Genomic DNA, 20,884 nt, shown 5'->3' with positions numbered 1-20,884 from the left:
ATTAGTTCAAAGATGCTGTAACTTGTACGCTATCCTTTTTTACGTCAGCCGTTTTACCACTGAATTCCTTTTGTAGGTCTTCAGTAAAATATTTGTTTTGTTTAGCTAACCACTCTTTATATTGTGCCTCAGTTACAACAACCACTTTCTTTTGCATGTTCCAGTGAGCAGATCCACAGATCTTGTTACATAACATCACAAAATCATAGTTGTAGTCTCCCAAACGATCACGCATTTCTTCTGTTGTTACAGTAGGTGTGAATTGGAAATAGTTGGTCATTCCGGGTACCGCATTGATTTGAACACGGAAATCTGGAATAAAGAAAGAGTGAATAATATCTTTTGAAACGATATGGAAACGAACTGGTTTGTTTACAGGTAACCAAATCTCAGAACCTTGAATATCATCCCATGAATTTTTATCATTAAAATCGATCCCGTAAGGATTTGTTGGTGTCGTCATTTTGTAATTACGTTTACCAATAACGCCATCTGTACCAGGGTAACGTACATTCCATTGGAACTGCTCGCCCAATACTTCAATTTGCAATGCAGATTTTTGAAGATCCTCTGGAACATTTGTAATCGATCTCCAAGTAAAGAAACCGAACAATACCAATACGGTCAAAACCACAGCCGGAACAATTGTCCAAAGCTTTTCAATTGCATTGTTATGCGGATAATAATAGGCTTGACGTTTTGCACGCATGCGGTACAAGAATGTAAAAGTCAACAACAAAATATGTGTGATAACCAATACAAATGTTGTAATTGCCGTTGTGATGATAAACATGGTATCAATACGTTCACCATGTTCTGTCACCGCAGATCGCCAATATGCGGCTCCCCAATGTACGTATGACCAGTAGACACCGTAAAGAAATACAACCAAGAAGACAAACAACAATGCCGATTGGAATGTGTTATTCGCAAAAGGATTGTATCTACCGTTCATTTTTCGTGTCAATTCGTAGATCGAAAGTACCTTGCCAATAACGGCAACGATTGTACAAATGACTAAGAACAATAACACATAGTATGTGAAGTTTTTATAAACCTGAGGGTCTATTTGCTTCACTTCTTCAACAGCAGGAGCAGCTGCGCTAGCCTCTGTAGTAGAGCTAGCAGATGCAACAGCAGCAGCACCTGCTGCCGCTGTTGTATCTTTTGCAACCGAATCCGTTGCTGCAGGGGCAGCTACCGCTGTAGTCGCCACTTTAGCAGAATCAGATGCTACTGTATCTTGTTGACTTGCAAGAATAGGATTTGCAAAAAGCAGCCCTAGTGCAAGCACAAAACCCGAGATGGATTTGAATCTATTATTTAATTTAAAGCTCATTTCTTTTATAACGTTTTTACGTAACCTTCCTTTAAAAGTGAAACTATATCTGGTGATGTAAACTCTCATCCAAGAAAGGATGATTTTTAGGCACCAAGGCTTGTTTGCTTAATTTACTCATCACTAAAAAGATGAACAAACCTAAGAAACCAAGTGCAGTTCCGATTTCAATGATACCAAATCCTCTATGTTCAGCAACAGTACCAGGCATAACCATGATATAATAATCAAGCCAGTGACCTGCCAACAATAGGATCGCTACGAACAACATAACATTTTGTTTACGTTTAGCATCGCGATCTACCAATATAAGCAATGGAGACACAAAGTTAATGATAATACTCAACCAAAACCAAGGTTTGTATTCAGGTTCCCAACGTTTGTAGAAATAAACTGTTTCCTCAGGAATGTTCGAATACCAAATCAACATGAATTGTGCAAACCAAACATAAGTCCAGAAGATGGAGAAACCAAACATCAATTTACCCAAATCGTGTAAATGATTTTCGTTCACCCAGTTCATATAACCAGCTTTCTTCAGTACAACAACGATAATCGTGATACATGAAATACCACTCACCCACATTGCTGCGAAGTTGTACCATCCGAACATCGTAGAAAACCAGTGTGCCTCTAGGGACATGATTGTATCGAATGCCCAAATTGGTGTTGTAAATCCAAAGATAACCAAGAAGATTGCCGACAGTTTGAATGACTTTTTGTAAGATGTCAAACCGCCTTCTAAATCCTCTTTATAAGAAAGTTTCGCAAGGACAACGGCAAAAATACTATAGATACCCATGAATACAATTTGACGAGTCAAAAAGAAAGGTACATTTAAGTAAGCTGATTTTCCTTCGATAATAGGGTCATAATTTGCATGATTGGGGTCTAATAGACCATCTGCATGCCAGTGATGATACAAGTTATGTGTAGTCAGACCTAAGCCCACTATAACTAGTAAGATCAAGGATGCAATTGGTAAAACACCTGCCATAGCCTGAGGTATACGTACCAGACCTGCAGACCATGCAGACTGTGTTACATATTGCAAGGCAACGAAGAATGCTCCAGCTGCGCATACACATGTAAAGTAATAACCCATCAATAACAAGTTGGCGTAAGTACGCTCTACAGTATGCGAATCGCCCGAAAGCAACCCGAAAGCTACAGCAGCTACGCCTAGTACAACAGCGATAATACTGAACATTTTAGCTTTGCCAGCAAACTCGTATCGCTCGTTGAAATTATAATCGTGATGATGACTGTGAGTTCCCATTTATATATCTGATGTTAGATTATTTCTTTTGTAATTCGTGAACATACATAACAACTTTCCATCTCTCTTCTGGAGACAATTGCGATGCATGCGATCCCATGGAGTTGTGTCCGTAATAAATCGTATGGTAGATTTTACCATCTGTCAAGTCAGCCATCAAACCACCTCTCGAAGAGTTTGCCGCATCCGTTCTATGATAAGACGGTGGCGGCGGAAAGTTCTCTAATTGACGGGTACCTCTAGAATCAGTTACACTACGATCTTTCGTCAGCGGTCCGTCACCTTTACCTTCCGGTCCGTGACATACCGAACAGTACGTGGTGAACAACGCCTTTCCTTTTTCAAGGTTTTCTGCATTGACAACCAAAGGATTTTTAACTTCCCGTCCCGCACGTTCGTACTCCTCTAATGTATTGGCATACTCGAAACGAGTGAATCCAACTGGATCGGTACCCTTTGGCGGAGTTTGCGCTGTTTTTCCATCAGCAAAATTCGCGTTGGGTTGATCCGGATTGAACGCAAGCGGATCGTACATGTTACGGGAAAATTCCAAACCTGTACTACGAGTTGTTTTATCACCACAAGAAGAAACAAGTGCTGTTAATGCTACAGCTGCGCATACAGTTCCAAGTAAATTCTTCTTATTCATAGCTAACATATTTTCTATCATTGTACTTAACTTCAACAGCACCCGCTTCTTTCAATAAACTATCGATCAAAGCGTGATCTGCATTTTCTTTGGCATCTACTGCAAGGATGAAACGATCATCAGTTGCGCGCAAGTCCATCACGCGAGGTGTACGTCCCGGGAACAGGTGGTTACGGAAGAAAAATGTAGCAACCATACCCAAAGCACACAATAAGATGGTAACCTCAAATGTTACAGGAACAAAGTTTGGCATTGCAAAAGATGGTTTACCACCAATATTCATTGGCCAATCGTATACCATGGTATAATACAATAAACTAAAACCTAATGTCGTTCCCAATGCTCCAAAGCAAAATGCTGCGATAGGCAAGCGAGAAGGTTTCACACCTAACTTCGCTTCGATACCGTGGATAGGCATCGGAGTAAAGCAGTCATAAATACTTATATTGTTTGCTTGCAACTTGTCGATCCCATGCATCATGTCATCCGGATCCGCAAAACTACCTAATATATATTTTGTATTGCTCATTGCTGATTATTTTCTAACTGATAATTCTTTAATCTCTTCTTCTGTCACTGAATCATATTTCTCCAATGATTCCTGGAAGTACTCCACTTGCTCTGCAGGGAATGCACCTTCCTGAGCCAATTTCGTTTTGTGTTGTAATGATGATGATTTCAACAACAACTTAACTTCGGCAATTGCTATACCCGGTAAGAAACGTAAGAACAACAAGAATAACGTAAAGAATAATCCAATTGAACCTACAAAGATACCTACGTCTGTCCAAGTCGGGTAGAACATTGCCCAAGATGAAGGCAAGTAATCACGGTGCAATGAAGTCACGATAATTACGAAACGCTCAAACCACATACCGATATTTACCACGATAGATAAGATCCATGAGATCGGAATACTTGTACGGATTTTTTTGAACCAGAATAACTGTGGAGAAATTACGTTACAAGTCATCATCGACCAGTATGCCCATGCGTATGGACCCAACATACGGTTCTCGAACGCATACATTTCGTATTCTGAACGAGAGTACATCGCGATAAACAACTCTGTTAAGTAAGCCACACCTACGATAGAACCAGTCGTCATGATGATGATATTCATCGACTCAATGTGGAACATCGTGATGTAGTTTTCAAAGTTCATTACTTTACGTAAGATCAACAATAAAGTCTGTACCATCGCGAAACCCGAGAAGATCGCACCTGCCACGAAATATGGCGGGAAGATCGTCGTATGCCATCCAGGGATAACCGAAGTTGCAAAGTCCATGGATACGATGGTGTGTACAGAAAGTACCAGTGGTGTTGAAATACCTGCCAAGATCAATGACACGATTTCAAAACGTTGCCAAGTCTTCACAGAACCATTCCAACCGAATGATAATACAGAATAAATCTTTTGTTTTAATCCAGTAGCACGGTCACGGATAGTCGCGATATCCGGCAACAAACCACAGTACCAAAATACCAAGGATACCGTGAAGTATGTTGAGATCGCAAACGCATCCCATACCAATGGAGAGTTGAAGTTTACCCAAAGTGATCCAAACTGATTTGGAAGTGGGAAAATCCAATAAGCCAACCAAGGACGACCCATGTGAGCGACAACGTAAGTAGCCGCACAAATTACCGCAAAGATCGTCATCGCCTCTGCGGAACGGTTGATTGAGTTACGCCAGTTCTGACGGAAAATTAATAATACAGCTGAAATCAACGTACCAGCGTGACCGATACCAACCCACCATACGAAGTCGGTGATATCCCAGGCCCAGCCTACAGTTTTATTCAGACCCCAAGCGCCGATACCTGTCCAAAAGGTATAACTAACGCTAACTACCCATAATAAAGCTCCTAATACAGCAACGGTAAAACCAATCCACCATGCTTTATTTGGTTTATTTTCAACCGGTAGTAAGATATCATCCGTAATTTTTGCATACGTGATGTCTTTACCGGTCATTAATGGTTCTCTTAATATTGATTCGTTATGCGATGACATAGTAATTTTATTTCAAATATTGTACAAGATTACGCCTCAAAAGTGTTTCTAACTTTTGTCATATAACCGATACCCGGTTGAACATTGATTTCCTCAAGTACGTAATAAACACGCTCATTGCGCAATGCTTTGGATACTTCTGATTCTGGATCGTTAGCGTCACCAAAGATGATTGCATTTGCCGAACATGCTTGTTGACAAGCCATCTTGATATCGCCATCTTTCACTTTGCGATTTTCGATCTTAGCTTGCAATTTACCACCTTGAATACGTTGGATACACATTGAACATTTTTCCATTACCCCACGTGAACGTGTTACCACATCTGGATTCAATACCAATTGTGTGAACTCATTGTTCAAGTAGTTGTCAAAACGAGAATCATTCCAGTATGCGAACCAGTTGAAACGACGTACTTTGAACGGACAGTTGTTTGCACAGTAACGCGTTCCGAAACAACGGTTGTAAGCCATATGGTTCAGACCTTCTGAAGAGTGTACTGTTGCCAATACCGGACAAACTGTTTCACAAGGTGCGTGACCACAGTGCTGACACAACATCGGTTGGTGAACAACAGTGATATCTTCGAAATCCAATTCAGCCGAAGCTTTCGCAATTTCTTTCTCTTTTGTAAGATCTTTTTCTTTGCCTTCGATTGTATAGTAACGGTCAATACGTAACCAGTGCATCTCACGACGACGACGAACCTCATCACGACCTACAACAGGGATGTTATTCTCCACATTACAAGCTACGATACAAGCACCACAACCTGTACATGCGTTCAAGTCGATTGCCATCACCCATTTGTGACCCGGTTGCTCGTATTTGTTCCACAAATCGTACGTTTTGTGATTATCTGTAAAGCGTCCCGCCTCAGAGTTAGGATCTTTCAAGTATTTCGCAAACGTAGTCTCACGAATCACGTTACGACCTTCGATCGTGTGGTGTGTTTGTGTTTGTGCCAATTGGTAAGTTCCAGAAGCTTTCGCTACAGTTGCTTTTGCAACACCTTGAACAGTACCGTTGATAATAGAAGCAAACGGGAATGCGTTTTTACCAACTTCATTACCTGCTTTACCAACTTTCGTACGGCCATAACCTACAGCAACTGAAACGGTTCCTTGTGCTTGACCTGGTTGTTGTACAACAGGCAATTCCAATTCAACACCATTTGCTTTTACAGTTACTTTACCATCTTCACCCAAGCCTAGTTTTTCAGCATCTTTAGGATTTAGGGCAGCGTAGTTGTCCCAAGTTACCTTAGATACTGGATCAGGCAATTCCTGTAAGTAAGCATTGTTTGCGTAACGACCATCGCGAAGAGCAGAAGGCTCGTAAAGTTTCAATTCAAACTCGCCAGTGATTGCTTTGCTCGAAGCTTCGATAGCAGAAGCCGCAGCAGCAGCATTTCCTGTAAAAGCAGGAGCAGTCGCAGCTTTAGCACCTTTATATTCAAAACCAGTTTGCAATACAGCATCCCAGTTTTTCGTAGAACCAGCTAAGATTTGTGTAGACCACAAGTTCTTAACGAAGTTGTACATATCTGTTGTGTTTCCTGCCCAAGTCAACAAGCTTTGCTCAACTTGACGTGTTTGGAAGACAGGATTGATTGTTGGTTGAACGATTGAGTACAAACCTTCCTTCGGATTTGCGTCACCCCAAGACTCTAAGAAAGTACTTGCAGGCGCGATCGCTGTCAACTCCGATGCTGTTTCATCAGCACGTTGCGAGAAAGAGAGCGTGAAAGGAATTTGTTTCAATGCAGCTTTTACGTCATCCGCTTTGAAGTAGTCATATACAGGGTTACTGTTCAAGAAGAACGCTACCCCCACTTGACCGCCTTTTGCAGCAGCTAAGAAAGCTTGGAAAGACGAATCCGAACCTTGGTATTGTTTAGAATAATTATCTAAATCAATGATTGTACCGTAAGCGCCCAATGCGACGTTGATTGCATTGACCAATACCTGAACATTCACATCGTTTGAACCGGCAACAACTACGGCAGCGCCTTTGCTGTTCAGCAATTCTTTTGCTGCCAGCGCCACACCTTTTTGTGCTTTTTTGTTTGCAGTCGCGCCAGCCAGTGATTGACCAGTGATTGCATTATACAAAGCGATCAATGTAGCACCTTCTTCTGAAGGTTTGATAGCGATACGCGCATCCGCATTTGTACCCGTCATCGAAAGACCGGATTCAAATTGTACGTGACGTGACATTTTGCCATTTTTCAATGATTTATAGTCACGGTTTTTAGCGTATTGTTGTGTATGTTCTTCACCTGCCAACCAAGTTCCTAAGAAATCAGCGGCAACTGAAACAATGATATTTGCTTTATCAAAATTGTATGAAGGAACTACAGCTTTACCAAAAGAAGCTTTATTTGCTTCAATAATACCACTGTAAGACACAGCATCGTATTGTACGTGGTTAACTGTAGGAAATTTCGTTGCGAAAGCAGCGATAGCTGCCAAGGTCGAAGGACTGTTTACTGTATTCGAAACGATCGTAATTTGTTTGCCAGAAGATGCGGCTGCAGTTAATGCTTTAACAACTTCCCCATCCAATTTAGACCACTCGACATCTTGACCTTTCAATTGCGCCTGTTTCAATTTAGACTCATCGTATAAATCCAATACAGAAGCAGCAGTAGTTGAATCCAAACCTTGGTTCAAACCAATTGCATTCGGGTTAGGTTCAACGTTAATCGGACGACCTTCACGCGTTTTAACCAAGATACTCTGACCATTGAATGTCGAAGCATAGTAGTTAGGTATACCTGGAGTTACTTCTTCAGGTTTAATCAAATAAGGAACTGCCTTATGCACAGGAGTACGGTTACAAGCCGCTAAAGAAACAGCACCCAAACCAAAACCTAATGCTTTCAAGAAGTCACGGCGAGGAGTTTTAGTACTCAAGCCAGCTTCGTTTAATACATCTTCTACAGGAATAGATTCGGCAAACTCACCCTTGCTTCCCTCAACGAAAGCAGGAGTTTGATTTAACTCTTCCAAACCTTTCCAATATTTTTTATTGCTATCCATTTAAGCTGTATATAAGATTGCGTATTTCAAATAATTATTAATAGTGACATTTACCACACTCAAGACCACCGATCATGGCTGCAGTCATTTTCTCACCTTTCTTAATTCTTTCGTGTGCCTTAATCAGATCTTCATAATATTTATTATCCGATTTGATATCTGTCTTTTTGTGACAGTCCACACACCATTTCATTGTCAATGGAGAGTATTGATATACTTCTTCCATATTTTGGATCGGTCCGTGACAAGTCTGACACTCTACTCCAGCTACCACAACGTGTTGTGAGTGATTGAAGTAAGCGAAATCAGGCAAGTTATGGATACGAACCCATTGAATTGGTTTTGGATTATTTCCATAAGTACGTGTCTCAGGATTCCAATCTAACGCACGGTAAATCTTCGCGATTTCTGGTGAGATCTCACCATCATAATGCTCAGAAGCAGTGATTGTATTGTGACAGTTCATACATACGTTAGCCGATGGTATAGATGCATTTTTAGATTTAAATGCACCACCGTGACAGTATTGACACTCAATTTTATTTACACCAGCGTGGATTTGGTGTGAGAACTTAATAGGTTGAACAGGTTTGTAACCTTCGTGAACACCGACGTTCCACATCGTCTTCCAACCACCTACTGCCAACAGAGCAACAAGCATCAACACGGTAAATCCAACCAATTTTTTGTTTTTAACGAATGCTTTCGCAAACTTCACAAAACGTTGATTATCCTCAGGTTCCTCTTGCGCAGCAATAGCTTCCTGATTCTTAGCAATTACATTTTCTAAGGTACGGATCACACGGTTCAACACCACGATCACAACAACCGCCAAAACAACAACAGCGATCAGACCCAAGATCATGAACATAGATGCATTGTCATCTTTTGCAGCAGCGCCACCAGCAGCAGCATCCTTCGGCTTCTCTACTGAGGCATCTTTGATAAACGCGATTACCGATTTAATCTGATCATCAGATAAATCCGTAAAAGAAGTCATCACAGACTTGTTGTACTCTTCAAAGATTTTAACCGCTTCGGCATCACCAGAAGCAATTAGAGCTTGAGAGTTGCGAATCCATTTGATCAACCATTCTTCAGATTTTGTATCTGGAACTCCTTTCAACGCAGGACCAACTACTTTTCTGTCAATGGCGTGACAGGATGTACACTTAGATTTGAAGATTTTTTCACCTTCCTTGACATCTTGCGCATGCAACGTCGTAACGGCAAATAATAGCATCAAACTCGTTGACACCACCCTCGCAAGGCTTCCCAAAACGGATGAGATAGTTCTCATATTTAGCACTTTATACTATTTATTTGTGAATGTAAAAAATTAACTCCCATGGTTAAAGGAGCCACTACCCCCCTAACAATGCCACAAAAGTATGATTTATTAATAAATCGCTGACAATTTTGTGACCTTTAATATCAATTTATAATCATTCTAAACAATTGCCTTTAAACCACCGTGAAATCACTATTATAGTAAAAAGTAGCTCTTTCGCTACAACTTTTCATTACGTCGTTCAATCAAATATAAGACATTACTATGACAATTTAAAATAGCTGAATATCAAGCCCATTCAAGCTCATAAAAAACATTATTTCATATTAATTCCGTAACTTTATAAGCATAAAAATGCGCGGATATCGCGAAAGTATCATCTTGCTCCTAATAGCTTATTGCTCTCTAAGAGCGTGATACACATTAAACACACTACGAAGATGGAAACGAATAAAAAACACAACCCGTTAAGCAAAGAAGAGGAATATGTGATTCTGCATAAAGGGACGGAGCGTCCTTTTACGGGAGCACTTTTGGACAATAAAGTGAAGGGAACCTATATTTGTCGACGTTGCGACAGTCCACTGTACCGTTCGGAGTCAAAATTCGAGTCTGGCTGTGGATGGCCGAGCTTTGACGACGAAATACCCGGTGCAGTCACCCGGATTACGGATGCAGATGGCCGTAGGACAGAAATCCTCTGCAGTGCATGTGGAGGACATTTGGGCCATGTTTTTCTTGGGGAGGGCTTCACGGCAAAAAATACGCGCCATTGTGTCAACTCCATTTCAATGAAATTCGTCGCGGATACTACACGTTAACCTTTGCTTTAGTCGACTCACGAATTTTCAATTCACAAGGCAACACCATCTTACGTGTTGCTTTTATTTTTCCCTGCAGCCGAAGTAAAAGTATATTGATCAGATTTTCCGCGATCTCCTTGATCGGCTGAGAGACAACGGTGATCGAAGGTTCCAGTAATTTAAAAACAGTATGATCATCGAAGGCAATCATTGCAGGCATAGCAAAACTATATTTCTTTGAAGCTTTCAACCCTGAAATTGCCAGATAATTGGTTGAAAATAGCACAGCATCCAAACGGTTCTCACAGATAAAGTCTTTCAGGGAGTCCATTGCCTCCTCATCCGATGCATCCATTTGAACTTTCTGTATAAAACTTTGCTGTTTGTTATTATCCATGGCCTTCAGGTAGCCATCTGAGCGTTCTTTCATCTGCGTCTGGTCGGAATATAAGGACACAAAGCCAATACGTTTATACCCTTGCTGACACAGATGGTTGGTGGCATCAAAGGCCCCCTGAAAGTTGTCCGCCCCTACATAATCTGTTTCCAGGTTCGGAAAATAGCGGTCAAAGAGTACAACGGGTATATTACTTTGCTGCAATTGCTTAACAGTATCTTCCAAGCCATCTGACGGGGTAATTATAAAACCATCGACCTGACGGTCGTAAAACATCTGAATTAACTCCCTCGCCTTGTCTACATCGTTATTTGTGCTACAATAGATAATGCGGTATCCCTGCTCGTAAACCTTGCTTTCGATCAGACGGGCGATATTTCCAAAAAATGGGTTCGAGATATCTTCGATAATCAGCCCCAAAATCTTGGTCTTTCCAGTGCGCAAGCTTTTCGCCAACTCATTCGGCTTATATCCTACTTTCTTAACATAATCCAATACGCGCTTGGTCAGCGCTTCACTGATACGCTTCTCTTTCGCCTTGTCATTCAAAATAAAGGAGACTGTAGTTACAGAAATTCCCAACGCCTTTGCGATATCACTGATTAGAATACGTTTCTTCATGTAGAGTAGGTTTGTTAAGTTTTATTTCGAAGATTACTAAAGTAAAAAATTTAACGACAATTTACTAAAATAATAATAAAATTGCGCTAAAAGGTTTTATTTACTAATTTTAGGCAGTTTCAAATACCCGAATACAACACCTATGACAGGAAATAAGCTTATCACAACAGTGTTGGGCACGCTAATCTTACCATTTTGCGTTCAAGCTCAACAAAATTTAACACAATATGTCAATCCCTTTATTGGCTCAGCGGACCATGGACACGTCTTTGTCGGAGCCAATGTACCTTTAGGTGCAGTACAACTTGGCCCAACCCAAATACCACAGGTTTGGGATAAATTCAATGGTTGGGATTGGTGCAGCGGATACAATTACAAAAGTCAGGAAATATTAGGTTTTACACATACGCATTTGAGTGGAACAGGTATTGGCGATCTAAATGATCTGATGATTGTTCCGGCGAATGGCAAACTGCAATTAACGCCAGCAGAATTCAATAAGATGAATACTGGCTATGGTTCATCCTTCAAAAAAGAAAATGAAGTCGCTAAACCTGGATTCTACAGTGCCTATCTGGATGACTATAAAGTTCAGGCCAATCTCACAGCAACAGAACGCGTCGGTTATCACCAATATCATTACGAAAAAACAGATAATGCCCATATTTTGGTAGATCTGGGTTATCATATCAACTGGGATAAACCTACAGATACTTATATCAAACAAGTCAATGATTCGACATTCGTTGGTTACCGCTTTTCTACCGGCTGGGCAACTGATCAAAAACTATACTTTGCCATAAAAACTTCGCAACCGATTCAAAAGGTTAGATTCTTTGATGGCAAAGACGAAAAATTTGGTCAGACCACGTTCAAGGGACAAGCAATTAAAGCGGCACTTTTTTTCGATGCCGCAAAAAATAAAAACATTGAACTTAAAGTTGGTATTTCACCCGTCAGCTCCAGCAATGCGCTAAATAATATTAATGCCGAGATTTCGGGCTGGAATTTTGAAAAAGTAAAACAGGAGGCAGATCTACGCTGGAACAAAACCTTAAACAAAATTCAGTTTGAAGCAGATAAGGATACAAAAACGATCTTTTACACAGCGCTATACCATACTTACTTCGCGCCTACGATTTTCAACGATGCAAACGGCGATTATATGGGTACTGATAAACAAGTCTACGAAAAGCAGGATTTTGTCAATCACACCGTATTCTCCTTATGGGATACTTATCGCGGACTTCATCCTTTAATGACTATCCTTGAGGACCGTAAGATCAATCAGGATTTTATCAAGACAATGCTTGCCATCTATCAACAGCAAGGGAAGTTACCGATGTGGCATCTGCAGGGCAATGAGACCAATACTATGGTCGGTCTGCCAGCTATTCCGGTGATCGCCGATGCATTCTTAAAAGGAATCATTGACGAGAAAGATTATCCTTTGGTATGGGAAGCTGTTAAGACCACAGCAATGGGCAATGATCACGGCCTAAAATACGCACGTGACCTGACCTATATCCCTATTGACAGCATGCCGAATGAATCGGTAGCCTGGGCACTGGAATATGCTATCGCTGATTTTGGTGCTTATAAAATAGCAGAGAAACTTGGTAAAACAGAAGATGCCGCCTATTTCAAAAAACGCTATAAGCTTTACGAACAATATTTTGACAAAGAAGTTGGCCACTTTGTCGGCAAAAAAGTTAATGGCGACTTCCGCCGTCCCTTTGATCCACTAATGGCCAAGCACCGTGAAAACGATTACTGTGAAGGCAATGCATGGCAATATACCTGGTTGGTACCACAAGATGTCACAGGATTGATCAATCTTTTTGGTGGTGAACAACAATTTTTGAAGAAACTGGATTACTTCACAACCATGTCCTCGGATTTGGGTGGCGAAGCCTCACCAGATATCTCGGGACTAATCGGACAATACGCGCAAGGCAATGAGCCCAATCACCATATCCCTTATTTGTATGCGTATGCAGGACAGCCATGGAAAGGTGCAGCGTTAGCGCGTAAAGCGATGACCGATTTCTATACAAATACACCGGCAGGACTCTGTGGTAACGATGACGTCGGTCAGATGAGCGCCTGGTATGTCTTCTCCGCAATGGGATTCTATCCGCTGAATGCGATGAGCGGTGTTTATGTGTTTGGCTCGCCGATGATGGAACGCGCCAACATCAATTTGCCAAATGGTAAAACCCTAGCAATAACGGTGAAAAACCAAGGCAAAGCAAACCCGTACATCAAATCCATCAAATTGGATGGAAAACCTTACAGCAAGACTTTTATCACACACGCGCAATTGCTACAGGGGGGTCAGATGGAGATCGAGATGAGCGCCACGCCAAATAAGAACTTTGGAAAAAATAAAGCAGACAGGCCATCAAGTATTGACAATAATTAACTGAAAAATTGTCAGCATAACATTAGTGGATTAATATTTGTTAATACCTATATAAATTAAGGAGAACAAAAAATGGCAGATTACAAAAACATCAACATACAAGACATCCCTGATGGAGGCGAGAATCCTAAAGACTTCTATGAAACTTTTAAAGAAAGATTAGAAGACTTGGAAACCTTTCCAAAAGACTATACGTACAAATTTATCTTACCAAAAGATCAGGATCATTTCAATCAGATTCAAAGTGTATTTGATGATACGGATGCACGTTTTGACTTCAAGGATTCCAAAACAGGCAAATACACCTCGATCACGGTCAGCCTGAATGTAAAAGATGCAGATCAGGTCATTTACTTCTACAAAGAAGTCGCCAAGATAAAAGGCGTTATTATGCTATAATAAACAAAACAGGCTGTCGAAATGACAGCCTGTTTTGTTTATTGTTCAAGAAGTTCCTGCTTGACCAAATCGCCTTGAACAAGCAGCTCTTCCATCTTGACCTGATCAAACAATTCTTTCGGAACTTTGAGTTTCAAAAGATAGCATATCGGGCGCCCCGATTGAATCCCCGGACTCCATTTTTTTTGCATTTTTAGAAAATCAAGTAGAACCAGATCTTTAGCACCATTTCCCCTGTCCATTAGTGATCCGTTTTTTGTGACGAGTACCTCAAATATATGGTCAGCATGTATCGCTTTGTCCAATCGGCCGTCCCGCTTAGCTTCTTTTAGATAATTTAGCCAATGGATCTTAAAATTATTCATTCCCTCTTTCGGTACAAGAAAAATATCCACAGCCGTATAGATATGGCTTGTATCAGTATTTTTTGATACTTGGGCCACAACCGGCCGATATAATACCGATAAAAATAGAAAACAATATATTCGGACCATAATTAATAGATAGTACCAAGTTAATCAAATTTAGCGCACAAAAAAAGCCCGCTACATAGCGGGCTTTTATATATTAAGTTAAAGAACAAGCTTATTCCTGTCCGGCACCGGCTACTGGAGCTTCGCCATTTGGCTTATCTTGTTTTGGTTTATCTTCTTTTGGAGGACGAGGCAATAAAGCTTTACGAGAAAGTTTCATTTTACCTTGTTTGTCAATATCCAATAATTTAACCGTTACTTTATCACCTTCTTTGAAGATGCCATCCATTGTTTCAAGACGTTTCCAGTCAATTTCAGAGATGTGCAACAAACCATCTTTACCCGGCATAATTTCAACGAATGCACCAAATGGCATAATTGATTTTACTTTACCTTCGTAAGTTTCACCAATTTCAGGTTTAGAAGCAATCGCTTTGATACGACCTACAGCATCGTCAATTGCAGCTTTATTATCCGCAAATACTTGTACGACACCTTTATTATCAACCTCTTCGATAGAAATCGTTGCACCGGTCTCACGTTGCATTTCTTGAATAATCTTACCACCAGGGCCGATTACAGCACCGATAAATTCTTTATCGATCAACAATTGAACGATACGAGGTGCATGTGGTTTATAGTCTTCACGTGGAGCAGAAATGGTTTTCTTCATTTCACCTAAGATATGTAAACGCGCTTCTTTCGCTTGGTCCAAAGCTTGTGTCAACACTTCCCATTTCAAACCATTGATTTTTAAATCCATCTGACAAGCAACGATACCTTTCTCCGTACCGGTTACCTTAAAGTCCATATCACCTAAGTGATCTTCGTCCCCTAAGATATCCGATAAAATTGCATATTTACCAGTTTTCTCATCGGAGATTAATCCCATTGCGATACCCGATACAGGCGCTTTCAATTTCACACCAGCATCCAAAAGCGCCAATGTGCCGGCACATACAGTCGCCATTGAGGATGAACCATTGGATTCCAAAATATCGGAAACCACACGGATTGTATATGGATTTTCGTTATCTGCAGGAAGGACCTGTTTCAATGAACGCATCGCCAGGTTACCGTGACCAACTTCACGACGACCAGGACCTCTGTTTGGTCTTACTTCACCTGTAGAGAACGCAGGGAAGTTATAGTGAAGGATAAATTTGTTATAACCGTTGATAAAAGCACCATCGATCATTTGCTCATCGTCTTTAGCACCTAAAGTAACCGATGTCAATGACTGTGTTTCACCACGTGTAAATACGGCAGAACCGTGTGCCGCAGGCAGATAATCCACTTCAGACCAGATCGGGCGTACTGTACGTACGTCACGGCCATCTAAACGCATGCCTTCATCCAAAACTAGATTACGGACAGCATCATACTGAACATCGTGAAAATATTTTTTGAATAAGAATGCGGTATCATCATCCAATTCTTCAGGCATTGTCGCTCTGTATTCTTCCGCAATTTTTGCAAAGTTCTCAGAACGGTCATGTTTCGCTGAAGCTGATTTCGCAATTGCATATACTTTATCATAAGTAGCAGCGAAAATGGAAGCTCTCAATTCAAGGTTTTCAGGTTCGTGATTATACTCACGTTTCACTGTTTTACCGACCAAATTAGCCAATTCTACTTGTGCTGCAACTTGTTTTTTGATAGCCTCATGTGCAAAAGCGATCGCTTCAACCATTTCAGCTTCTGAAATTTCTTTTGCTTCACCTTCCACCATACCGATATCCTGAGCCGAACCAGCAACGATAAATTCTAAAGTCGCATTTTCAAGTTCAGATAATTTTGGATTGATGACCAATTGACCGTCGATTTTCGCTACGCGAACTTCTGAGATAGGACCATTAAAAGGAATATCAGAAACCGCAATTGCAGCGGATGCTGCCAGACCTGCTAACGCATCAGGCATAATATCTTTATCCGCCGAAATCAAGCTGATGGCAACTTGTGTGTCTGCGTGATAGTTTTCAGGGAATAATGGACGTAGTGCACGGTCTACCAAACGGGAAATTAATACTTCATAGTCTGATAATCTAGCCTCACGACGTAGGAAGCCACCCGGAATACGGCCAGTAGCCGCATATTTCTCTTGATAATCTACCGAAAGTGGTAAAAAATCAACACCAGATTTAGCTTCTTTGGCAGAAACGACAGTTGCAAGCAACATCGTATCACCTTGTTTTAATACCACAGCACCATCAGCCTGTTTTGCCAATTTTCCTGTAGACAATTCGATCTGGGTGCCATTACCCATATCGATGGTTGTTTTAATTTCGTTGTAATTCATTTAATCTTATTTTTGACACGCTTTTCATCTTGTTGGCAGCGGGCCTATATTTTAAATACGTTAGATTTCAGCACAAAGGTAAATTAAAATATTAAGATTAATGCAATTAACATCAGGCTAAATAATCAAATACTAACACTTCGCTACATTTGTTTTCGAACCCATCCAATTTGCATATCGCTTACCTCCCACCTGCGATTGCTGGTTTACTCGAATAGGTATTGAAACGTTGATCTTATAGGGGAATTTGCTTATCGGCTTTATTTATACCATTAATAGATTATGAACCTTGCAATTTTCAAGGGACGTTGTTGTAAATAGCTTATGACCAAGTTCGCCCCAAGGCCGCCCTGTTCTCGACTTGTAAAAAACATGCAGGCACAGTGAAAGCACCTTAAAAGGTGGACTCAACGTGGACTCACTGTGCACTTAATCTGCTTACAGGTCGAACTTGGCAATAACCAGGTATTAACTTGTCCCCTATTAAAGCACTCCGCCAGCCGAAGGCCGACACTAGACATCCTCAAGAAACCAGTTTCCCGCTTTCCTACTTTAATTTTCTTTCATTACCATCTAATAGCTTCATTGTAGCTCTATCGCGTTTATCCTCAAGATAGAAGCTTATCATCCCTTTCTCTTCATGCAGCAGCATACCTGCCTGATAGCACTGTATACTTCTTCCCTGCCGATTTGATAACAGATAGTAAAAAAAAAGCCATCCAAAATTGGATGGCTTTCTTAAAAAACCTTTGTACAAAAGCTTATTTGATGATATCACGTAGACCTAGACCTTTGATGATCGCACGGTAACGGTTAATATCTTTTTTGTAAAGATAAGCCAATAATGAACGACGTTTACCTACCAACATTTGTAGGGCACGTTGTGTACCGAAATCTTTTCTGTTCTTTTTCAAATGCTCAGTTAAGTGAGCGATTCTCTTCGTGAATAAAGCAACTTGACCTTCTGTAGATCCAGTGTTAGTAGCTGATCCAGCAAATTCTGCGAAGATCTCAGCTTTGTACTCTTTACTTAAATACATCTCTTGAATAATATTAAAGCGTTAAAAAATTTATTAATTGCGTGCAAAGGTAGCGTTTTTTTTGAGACGAACAAATTATGCTCATAACTTCTTCACTTCCATTACACTTTGACATATATTTTCTTCTTGTCCAGCCAGTAGCAAATCACCCACATGAGTGTCAAAAAGCACAGCGAATACACAAACGATCCGACTTCTGGAATTCCAGGAACTTTGGCGCAAACATATTTATAAAACCAGGCAAAAGCGTCGGTATATTTCTGTGTTCCGTCATCCTTCAATCCATCGGGGATCCGGAATAAACCGAGAAAACGGGGCAGGATTCCGCTCAACACAAAAATAAATAACGGATTCTTGCCGAATACATCAAAAAATTGAGTGAGTTTGTTTTTGACACCCTGCACCTCGATAAACCAAATCATACCGCCAATTGTCATTGTCGCCAGTCCTGTTGTATAGAGCACATAGGAACTCGTCCAGATTTTTTTATTGATCGGGAAGCCGAGCGCCCAGATCCAGGCCAGAACTACAAGGATAAAACCAGTAACAAACATCCCGGCCAACAATTTAATATGAGGTTCTTTTGAGGCAGGTACTTTAGACCATAACCAGTCCACCTGACCCTGTTTTTTTATGAATACACCGACCAGATAACCAAACACAACCTGTACGATCGCCGGTAGGGTACTCATCAATCCCTCTGGGTCGAATGGAACACCTTCGCCTTTATAAATATGCGGCAGACCCAATATCGCGATATCGTGCTTGGTACCAAACCACCCTTCTAAACTATAAGGATCAGCTCCCCCTGCCAGTGCACAGACAACCCAATACAGCAATAAAATACCAGCAGAAATCCAAATAATTGCTTTTTCTTTAAAGTAATACGCTAATATAGAGGCAAAACAATAAGCGATTGCAATACGTTGCAGCACACCAAGGATACGAATCCCCCGGCTCGGATCATTGGGGTCTACCCATTGTTTAAAAACCAGTTCTGCCCCCTCCCATTTAATAAAAGGCCACCAGTTAATAAAAAGCCCAATAGCAAAAATTAAAACCGTGCGTTTAAGTACCTTCTTCCAAAAAACCGCGGGGCCAGCTTCCTGCAATCGAGGAATCACAAAGGACATGGCATTTCCTACTGCGAATAGAAAAAAAGGAAAAACCAAGTCCGTAGGAGAACAGCCATGCCAGGCTGCATGTTTCAGCGGCGCGAACATATGCGCCCAAGTCCCCGGATTATTAACCATAATCATCAGTGCCACAGTAGCCCCACGAAACACATCCAAGGAATAATAACGTTGTTTCATCATAAATTAAGTGATTAGCTAGTAAATATAGGTATTAACGAATTCATTTTTATGCATAATTCAATTAATTATCGCACAAACAGGAGTTCTTTTTATTTTTTTTAAAAAGTATTTGGAACTTAATAATAAATTATTCTATGAAGTAGCTATATATTTCGAAACTTACCCTGTGTTAAGTTTGCTACTACCGACAGTCTAGAATCACGTCTAGGCTTTCTACTTTTTAAAAAAAATTAAAAAGTATTTTGAACTTATGCACAAAATGCTTTATCTTTATCATACAATTATAACCGATTCTTTCACAAGCCAATTATACCGATGAAAGCTGACATATTAAGATTATTATATTACAACGAGACGCAATCCATTGCGGATATCTCAAAAAATCTTTCAAAAAGCACACCGATCGTTACAAAGAACATTAACGAACTGGTCAAACAAGAACTTATTCTTGATAACGGCTTAGGCGAATCAACAGGGGGGCGCCGTGCTTCCAAATACGGTCTAAATAGCACTCTTCCCTACCTTATCATTAGTATCGCAATTGACCAATATTATAGTTCTTTCACTATATCTGATCTAGCGCATAATATCATCGCCCAACAAAAAGATGTACCCATTAATCTCAAAGAACAGAATGCTGGCGAAACCATTCTTCAGAAGCTAGAAGATATTATCAAAGAGAGCCAGATAGACGGAAAAAACATTATTGGAGTGGGTATTAGTATGCCGGGCTTTGTTAATCCGGAGGAAAAAATTAACGACTCTTATCCTAAAAGCTCGTCCCTTCACCACCTCTACAGACAAATTGAAGAAAAGCTAAAAGTGGCGACTGTCATCGACAATGACTCCCGTTGTATCGCCTGGGCAGAAAAAGAATTCGGTCACGGTGTGGACATTGCACATACACTCGTCATCAACCTAAACTGGGGCGTTGGTTTAGGGATCATCATAAATGGCGAGATTTTTAAAGGTGCAACAGGTTTTGCGGGTGAATTTAGCCACATCCCGTTATCTGACAAAAACACCTTATGTTCCTGTGGAAAAAGAGGCTGTCTGGAGGTTGAAGCGTCATTGAACGCTGCAATACAAAACACGGAATCCGATATTGAGAATGGCGAATATTCGATTTACTCAACATTTGTTAAAGCAAGTTCCAATAAAGCAGATGCATTGATCGAAGCGGCAAAATTGGGCGACCAAATTGCGATTAATAACCTAGGAAAGATCGGCTACATGCTCGGAAAAGGTATTTCTACCTTACTCCATATTCTCAATCCCAACAAGATAATTATTAGTGGCCGTGGGGCAGAAGTGGGTGACATCATAGCACCCCAAATTCAAGTTGCTATCAATGAATTTAGCATTCCTAAAATAGCAAAAATGACAAAAATAGAGATTTCGTCTCTTCACAAAGATGCACAGCAGATGGGAACTGCTGCTTTGGTTGCAGATCACTTGATTGATAATATTATTAACTAAACTATTTTTA

16 protein-coding genes are annotated in these 20,884 nt (G+C 40.6%); 4 read left to right on the top strand and 12 right to left on the bottom strand.

The window, feature by feature from the left end; all coding sequences use genetic code 11:
- Position 1: 1 nt before the first annotated feature.
- The 7 genes from G6053_RS03960 to G6053_RS03930 form a co-directional block, all read right to left on the bottom strand.
- A complete protein-coding gene (locus tag G6053_RS03960; RefSeq protein ID WP_165305618.1) occupies positions 2-1,339 on the bottom strand; it encodes a cytochrome c oxidase subunit II in 1,338 nt (445 codons plus the stop codon).
- Positions 1,340-1,382: 43 nt separating this feature from the next.
- Entirely contained in the window at positions 1,383-2,618 is a 1,236-nt protein-coding gene (locus G6053_RS03955; RefSeq protein ID WP_108635995.1) for a quinol:cytochrome C oxidoreductase, read from the bottom strand.
- A gap of 19 nt (positions 2,619-2,637) precedes the next feature.
- Positions 2,638-3,153, bottom strand: a complete 516-nt coding sequence (locus G6053_RS03950) for a cytochrome c (protein ID WP_313533445.1) — start codon at positions 3,151-3,153, stop codon at positions 2,638-2,640.
- A gap of 106 nt (positions 3,154-3,259) precedes the next feature.
- The gene (locus G6053_RS03945) at positions 3,260-3,796 is read right to left on the bottom strand and encodes a DUF3341 domain-containing protein (RefSeq protein WP_108635997.1); all 537 of its coding nucleotides are present in this window, start codon (positions 3,794-3,796) and stop codon (positions 3,260-3,262) included.
- Positions 3,797-3,802: 6 nt separating this feature from the next.
- Positions 3,803-5,287 carry an NrfD/PsrC family molybdoenzyme membrane anchor subunit gene (gene nrfD, locus G6053_RS03940; protein ID WP_077437920.1) on the bottom strand — a complete coding sequence of 495 codons (1,485 nt, stop codon included), beginning with the start codon at positions 5,285-5,287 and terminating at the stop codon, positions 3,803-3,805.
- 29 nt (positions 5,288-5,316) lie between these two features.
- Positions 5,317-8,331, bottom strand: a complete 3,015-nt coding sequence (locus G6053_RS03935) for a TAT-variant-translocated molybdopterin oxidoreductase (protein WP_165305617.1) — start codon at positions 8,329-8,331, stop codon at positions 5,317-5,319.
- A gap of 37 nt (positions 8,332-8,368) precedes the next feature.
- A complete protein-coding gene (locus G6053_RS03930; protein WP_165305616.1) occupies positions 8,369-9,631 on the bottom strand; it encodes a cytochrome c3 family protein in 1,263 nt (420 codons plus the stop codon).
- 404 nt (positions 9,632-10,035) lie between these two features.
- Here G6053_RS03930 and G6053_RS03925 point away from each other — a divergent pair, with 404 nt between their 5' ends.
- On the top strand, positions 10,036-10,443 hold the full coding sequence (locus G6053_RS03925; protein WP_241254916.1) for a methionine-R-sulfoxide reductase: 408 nt from the start codon (positions 10,036-10,038) through the stop codon (positions 10,441-10,443).
- Here the strand turns inward: G6053_RS03925 and G6053_RS03920 are convergent.
- A complete protein-coding gene (locus tag G6053_RS03920; protein ID WP_108636001.1) occupies positions 10,433-11,443 on the bottom strand; it encodes a LacI family DNA-binding transcriptional regulator in 1,011 nt (336 codons plus the stop codon). The two genes, G6053_RS03925 and G6053_RS03920, sit on opposite strands and share 11 nt — an antisense overlap.
- Positions 11,444-11,585: 142 nt before the next feature.
- Between G6053_RS03920 and G6053_RS03915 the strand changes: the two genes are divergently transcribed.
- Both G6053_RS03915 and G6053_RS03910 read left to right on the top strand, forming a co-directional pair.
- Positions 11,586-13,868, top strand: coding sequence for a GH92 family glycosyl hydrolase (locus G6053_RS03915; RefSeq protein ID WP_165305615.1), 2,283 nt, complete (start codon positions 11,586-11,588; stop codon positions 13,866-13,868).
- 72 nt (positions 13,869-13,940) lie between these two features.
- On the top strand, positions 13,941-14,267 hold the full coding sequence (locus G6053_RS03910) for a DUF493 domain-containing protein (protein ID WP_108636003.1): 327 nt from the start codon (positions 13,941-13,943) through the stop codon (positions 14,265-14,267).
- A gap of 38 nt (positions 14,268-14,305) precedes the next feature.
- Here the strand turns inward: G6053_RS03910 and G6053_RS03905 are convergent, their stop codons facing one another.
- The 4 genes from G6053_RS03905 to G6053_RS03890 form a co-directional block, all read right to left on the bottom strand.
- The gene (locus G6053_RS03905) at positions 14,306-14,710 is read right to left on the bottom strand and encodes a hypothetical protein (RefSeq protein WP_165305614.1); all 405 of its coding nucleotides are present in this window, start codon (positions 14,708-14,710) and stop codon (positions 14,306-14,308) included.
- Positions 14,711-14,852: 142 nt separating this feature from the next.
- Positions 14,853-17,039 (bottom strand): polyribonucleotide nucleotidyltransferase, encoded by a 2,187-nt coding sequence (gene pnp, locus G6053_RS03900; protein WP_108636005.1) that lies wholly within the window; start codon positions 17,037-17,039, stop codon positions 14,853-14,855.
- A gap of 761 nt (positions 17,040-17,800) precedes the next feature.
- Positions 17,801-18,079, bottom strand: a complete 279-nt coding sequence (rpsO, locus tag G6053_RS03895) for a 30S ribosomal protein S15 (protein ID WP_108636007.1) — start codon at positions 18,077-18,079, stop codon at positions 17,801-17,803.
- Between the two features lie 101 nt (positions 18,080-18,180).
- Positions 18,181-19,395, bottom strand: a complete 1,215-nt coding sequence (locus G6053_RS03890; RefSeq protein ID WP_241254915.1) for a heparan-alpha-glucosaminide N-acetyltransferase domain-containing protein — start codon at positions 19,393-19,395, stop codon at positions 18,181-18,183.
- A 315-nt stretch (positions 19,396-19,710) separates the two neighbouring features.
- Between G6053_RS03890 and G6053_RS03885 the strand changes: the two genes are divergently transcribed.
- The gene (locus G6053_RS03885; RefSeq protein ID WP_165305613.1) at positions 19,711-20,874 is read left to right on the top strand and encodes an ROK family transcriptional regulator; all 1,164 of its coding nucleotides are present in this window, start codon (positions 19,711-19,713) and stop codon (positions 20,872-20,874) included.
- The last annotated feature ends 10 nt before the right edge of the window (positions 20,875-20,884 follow it).

This window comes from Sphingobacterium sp. DR205 (assembly GCF_011064245.1).
GTDB classification, from domain to species: Bacteria; Bacteroidota; Bacteroidia; order Sphingobacteriales; family Sphingobacteriaceae; genus Sphingobacterium; species Sphingobacterium athyrii.
Note: the sequence above shows the minus strand (reverse complement) of the source record. Positions and strands in the feature narration are given on the sequence as shown.

Bases quoted from the DNA above. Each gene is read 5' to 3' on its own strand.
- G6053_RS03915 (WP_165305615.1), top strand. From the start codon at position 11,586: ATGACAGGAAATAAGCTTATCACAACAGTGTTGGGCACGCTAATCTTA.
- nrfD (WP_077437920.1), bottom strand. From the start codon at position 5,287: ATGTCATCGCATAACGAATCAATATTAAGAGAACCATTAATGACCGGT.
- G6053_RS03930 (WP_165305616.1), bottom strand. From the start codon at position 9,631: ATGAGAACTATCTCATCCGTTTTGGGAAGCCTTGCGAGGGTGGTGTCA.
- G6053_RS03960 (WP_165305618.1), bottom strand. From the start codon at position 1,339: ATGAGCTTTAAATTAAATAATAGATTCAAATCCATCTCGGGTTTTGTG.
- rpsO (WP_108636007.1), bottom strand. From the start codon at position 18,079: ATGTATTTAAGTAAAGAGTACAAAGCTGAGATCTTCGCAGAATTTGCT.
- G6053_RS03890 (WP_241254915.1), bottom strand. From the start codon at position 19,395: ATGATGAAACAACGTTATTATTCCTTGGATGTGTTTCGTGGGGCTACT.
- pnp (WP_108636005.1), bottom strand. From the start codon at position 17,039: ATGAATTACAACGAAATTAAAACAACCATCGATATGGGTAATGGCACC.
- G6053_RS03885 (WP_165305613.1), top strand. From the start codon at position 19,711: ATGAAAGCTGACATATTAAGATTATTATATTACAACGAGACGCAATCC.
- G6053_RS03945 (WP_108635997.1), bottom strand. From the start codon at position 3,796: ATGAGCAATACAAAATATATATTAGGTAGTTTTGCGGATCCGGATGAC.
- G6053_RS03920 (WP_108636001.1), bottom strand. From the start codon at position 11,443: ATGAAGAAACGTATTCTAATCAGTGATATCGCAAAGGCGTTGGGAATT.
- G6053_RS03935 (WP_165305617.1), bottom strand. From the start codon at position 8,331: ATGGATAGCAATAAAAAATATTGGAAAGGTTTGGAAGAGTTAAATCAA.
- G6053_RS03910 (WP_108636003.1), top strand. From the start codon at position 13,941: ATGGCAGATTACAAAAACATCAACATACAAGACATCCCTGATGGAGGC.
- G6053_RS03950 (WP_313533445.1), bottom strand. From the start codon at position 3,153: ATGTACGATCCGCTTGCGTTCAATCCGGATCAACCCAACGCGAATTTT.
- G6053_RS03955 (WP_108635995.1), bottom strand. From the start codon at position 2,618: ATGGGAACTCACAGTCATCATCACGATTATAATTTCAACGAGCGATAC.